This window comes from Methylorubrum podarium, assembly GCF_022179745.1.
In the GTDB taxonomy this organism is placed as follows: domain Bacteria; phylum Pseudomonadota; class Alphaproteobacteria; order Rhizobiales; family Beijerinckiaceae; genus Methylobacterium; species Methylobacterium podarium.
Genome location: NZ_BPRD01000291.1, coordinates 1 through 3,317, shown reverse-complemented (window position 1 = coordinate 3,317; position 3,317 = coordinate 1). Strand labels below are relative to the sequence as shown.

Annotated in this window: 4 protein-coding genes and 2 pseudogenes; 2 read left to right on the top strand and 4 right to left on the bottom strand. The window is 70.2% G+C overall.

The features are described 5' to 3' along the window. A pseudogene (locus tag MFF42_RS14850) lies at positions 1–278 on the bottom strand (PilZ domain-containing protein); the annotation flags it as partial. A gap of 451 nt (positions 279–729) precedes the next feature. Between MFF42_RS14850 and MFF42_RS14845 the strand changes: the two are divergent. Together MFF42_RS14845 and MFF42_RS14840 are read left to right on the top strand one after the other, a co-directional pair. Then, the gene (locus tag MFF42_RS14845) at positions 730–948 is read left to right on the top strand and encodes a SlyX family protein (RefSeq protein WP_238256422.1); all 219 of its coding nucleotides are present in this window, start codon (positions 730–732) and stop codon (positions 946–948) included. A gap of 61 nt (positions 949–1,009) precedes the next feature. Next, positions 1,010–1,333 carry a porin gene (locus MFF42_RS14840; RefSeq protein WP_238256421.1) on the top strand — a complete coding sequence of 108 codons (324 nt, stop codon included), beginning with the start codon at positions 1,010–1,012 and terminating at the stop codon, positions 1,331–1,333. A gap of 40 nt (positions 1,334–1,373) precedes the next feature. On the opposite strand, the gene dksA is transcribed toward MFF42_RS14840, so the two are convergent. From dksA to MFF42_RS14825, 3 genes and pseudogenes are all read right to left on the bottom strand, one after another. Continuing rightward, positions 1,374–1,793: an RNA polymerase-binding protein DksA gene (gene dksA / locus MFF42_RS14835; RefSeq protein WP_012455095.1), complete on the bottom strand. Its 420-nt coding sequence runs from the start codon at positions 1,791–1,793 to the stop codon at positions 1,374–1,376. Positions 1,794–2,049: 256 nt separating this feature from the next. After that, positions 2,050–3,069 carry a hypothetical protein gene (locus tag MFF42_RS14830; protein ID WP_238256420.1) on the bottom strand — a complete coding sequence of 340 codons (1,020 nt, stop codon included), beginning with the start codon at positions 3,067–3,069 and terminating at the stop codon, positions 2,050–2,052. Between the two features lies 1 nt (position 3,070). Then, a pseudogene (locus tag MFF42_RS14825) lies at positions 3,071–3,317 on the bottom strand (MBOAT family O-acyltransferase); the annotation flags it as partial.

Here is a 3,317-nt window from a genome sequence, read left to right as displayed (position 1 = left end):
AGCAGGGTGCGGGCGACCTCGGCCGCCCGCTGCCGAGACGCCATCAGGCGGACGACGAACAGCTTGTCGTCGGTCCGGACGACCCGGGTGTCGAGCTGGCCGATGTAGCGGATGCTGCAGGTGAGCCGCTCGTCGAGCGCCGGCTCGAAGGCCGAGCGGAAGGTGATGCCCTCCGGGGAAAGATCCTGAGTCACCGCGTAGAAGTCGGGCTGCCGCCGGCTCCAGCAGAGGGCCGGGAGGAAGACGGTGTGGGGATCGGAAGCGGGTTGCTCGGTCATGGCCCAACGTGCTGTCGTTGCGCGACATTGACGGCACAGCCCTGAAGGGAAGGCGGAAAGAATCCTTCGATTTTTCCGGACTTTTCGCGGATCAGGCATCAGGCCGGAGATGAAAGCGCGGCGACGGGTATCGGCCTCGCCCCTCCGGCCGACCTCAGCGCTGATCGGCGTCGATCTCACCTGAACCCGGACGTCTTCGTCGAGAGATCGGGCGGCCTCCCGAAATCAAGACACTGCGTCTAAGCTTGCGATCGGGACGAATGATCGTTCGATGCGAATGCGCGACCTGATGAAGGTGGTGGACATCGCGGGATAGTCGAACGACAGTCGCCTTCATGCCAAGAACACATACCCCTCATCCCGCCTCGACATGCCGAGGGAATCGCGGCTGTTCCGTCACTTTTCCCCGCTCCGGTTGTCAGAAGCCGGCCGCTCCGGGCATGGTCCGACAATGAGCGAAACGCCGTCCGACACCGATCGAATTGCCCGTCTCGAGATCCGGCTGACCGAGCAGGAGGCCGTAATCGAGGATCTGAACGCGGCCATCACCGCGCAATGGGGCGTCATCGACCGGCTCACCCGGCAGCTCGCGCGGGTGCAGGAGCAGGTCGAGGAGAGCGCCTTCCGGGCCGGCAGCGGCGCCCCGGAGCCGCCCCCACCGCATTATTGACACCGGACCCGTGTCGATGGTCGTGATGACGGATCGGGCCGGGCCGGCGAAGGAGGACGGGATGCGCAGAGGGATATCGGCTCTCGGCCTTTGCCTCGCGCTCGTGCCACTCTCAGCCGGCCTGCATCCGGCCCTGGCGTTCGAGCGCGCACCGCTTCCGTCCGAAGCGCCGATGGAGACGTGCCCGAGCCAAGGGGCCGGTTTCATCCGCATTCCCGGCACGACGACCTGCATCCGCCTGTCGGGCCGGGCCTCGGCCGGCGTCGATGTCGGCGCGAGCCGCAGCGCCGCCCCGGTGCAGGGCCGCATCGCCGTCGACACCCGCGGCGAGTCCGCCCTGGGACCGGTGCGCAGCTTCGTTCGGATCGACGCGGGACGGCACTGACCGGCGCCGTCTCGAAGCCGGCACCGGGTCACGGGCCGGATCAATCGTCCCGGTAGACGCGCTCGCGGCGCTCGTGCCGTTCCTGGGCTTCCAGGGACAAGGTCGCGATCGGCCGCGCATCGAGCCGCTTCAGGGAGATCGGCTCGCCGGTCTCCTCGCAGAAGCCGTAGGAGCCGTCCTCCAGCCGGGCCAGCGCCGCGTCGATCTTGCTTGTCAGCTTGCGCTGGCGGTCGCGGGCGCGCAGCTCGATCGCGCGATCCGTCTCGGAGGAGGCGCGGTCGGCGAGATCGGGATGGTTCTCGTTCTCGCTCTGGAGCGCAGTCAGCGTGTCCTGCGCCTCGCGCAGGATCTCGCTCTTCCACGTGAGCAGCTTGCGCCGAAAGTACTCGCGCTGCCGCTCATTCATGAAGGGCTCGTCGTCGGAGGGCCTGTAGCCGTCCTCGATCGTGACCTTCGCCATCGTCTTTTCCTCGCGCTCCCTGCCGGTCAGCGGCGATCTTGGGCGAGGCTATAATCGAGCCGGGCAAGCTCTACAACGCGCGGATGCCGCCATGCACCGTCTCGCGCGAAAAGCTCCCGCGATGCGGCACAGACGACACGCTCAAATGGCGCCGCCGACGGCATGGGGTCGGTCCCTTCCTCGGTCTCGCAGGCGCGAGACGGTGCAGCCCCGGACAAGGGTTGCCGAAGACCGGGTCCGCCCGGGCGGTCGGCGGTCAGGGTGCGTTCCGCAACCGGACGACGGCGGCGGCGATCTCGTCGGCGAGGGGCTGCGCCAGGGCGTGCCGATAATGGGTCTGGTCGAAGAAGAGGGCGGGATCGTGCGAGGCCGGCCGCTCGCGCCGCGCATCGATCAGGGCGCTGCGCCCGTGCCGCCGCAGCGCCGCCGCCATCGCCTGCCGGCACGCGGTCTCGGCATCGGCGCGCGGCGTGCCGGGGCGGGGGAGGCCGGCGGCGTAGACCGGGGGGAAGACCATGACCACGGCGGTCTCGGCCGGCAGCGCGGCGAGGGCGTCGCCGAGGCGCTCGGCGGCGGGGAAGCCCGGCCCGGCCTTGCCCGGTTCCGCCGCGTCGGGGACCGGGGTCTCGCGGGCGGCGCGGAAGCGCTCGCCGTCGAGGGCACCGAGATTCAGGTAATCCGGCTCGTAATCCCACCAGCCGTCCGCGGCCGCCCGCTTGCGGCGCGGGCCGAGGATCCAGCCGGCCCGGCCGACCACCTCCTGGGCCACGGAGAAGCGCAGGAGGCCGCGCAGATAGGCCAGCGTATCGTGGCTGTAGAGCCAGAACGGGAACGGCTTGTCGTTGGGCAGCGCCGGATCGTCGGTGCACCAGAAGTCGTCCACCGCCAGGACGACCGCCTTCGGCGACCGATGGTGGCGCAGGAACCAGGCGAGCAGCGCGAGTTGCTCCCCCGGCCCGGTCGCGGGGACGGAGAGCTGCACGAAGGGGATGCCGGTCGCCGCCGAGAGCCGGGCCGGCTCGACGAGCTGGATGTGGGAGTTGCCGAACACCGCCCCGTCGAAGGCCGGATCGCGCCCGCGCATCGCCGCGGCGGTGCGTGGCCCCTGAGCGCGCACCGCCCCGGCCGAGAGCAGCGTCGAGCGCCCGCTGTCGTAGGGATCGATCAGGAAGGCCAGCGCGAGGTAGCCCGCGAGCAGGCCGATCGCGGTGCGGAGGAACAGGCGCGCGAAGGCCGCCCAGTTCCGCGGCCCGGCGCTGTCGGAGGCGGACACCATCTCAGAACTGGAAGTAGATGAACTCGTAGTTCGCATCGTCCCCGATCTTGAGGAGGACGACGACGAACAACAGGGCGAAGCCGGCCGCGAGCCACCGGTTCGGCGGCAGGCGGTGGATTGCGGCCCAGGCGGTCGGGCCGATCATCGCGACCGCCGCGGCGATGGCGATGGTGCGCCACTTGAAGCCGGAGCCGGTCGGGGCGAGACCGAACAGTCCCTTGTAGATCGCGAGCGCCGCCTCGAACGGT

Bases quoted from the DNA above. Each gene is read 5' to 3' on its own strand.
- MFF42_RS14845 (WP_238256422.1), top strand. From the start codon at position 730: ATGAGCGAAACGCCGTCCGACACCGATCGAATTGCCCGTCTCGAGATC.
- MFF42_RS14840 (WP_238256421.1), top strand. From the start codon at position 1,010: ATGCGCAGAGGGATATCGGCTCTCGGCCTTTGCCTCGCGCTCGTGCCA.
- dksA (WP_012455095.1), bottom strand. From the start codon at position 1,793: ATGGCGAAGGTCACGATCGAGGACGGCTACAGGCCCTCCGACGACGAG.
- MFF42_RS14830 (WP_238256420.1), bottom strand. From the start codon at position 3,069: ATGGTGTCCGCCTCCGACAGCGCCGGGCCGCGGAACTGGGCGGCCTTC.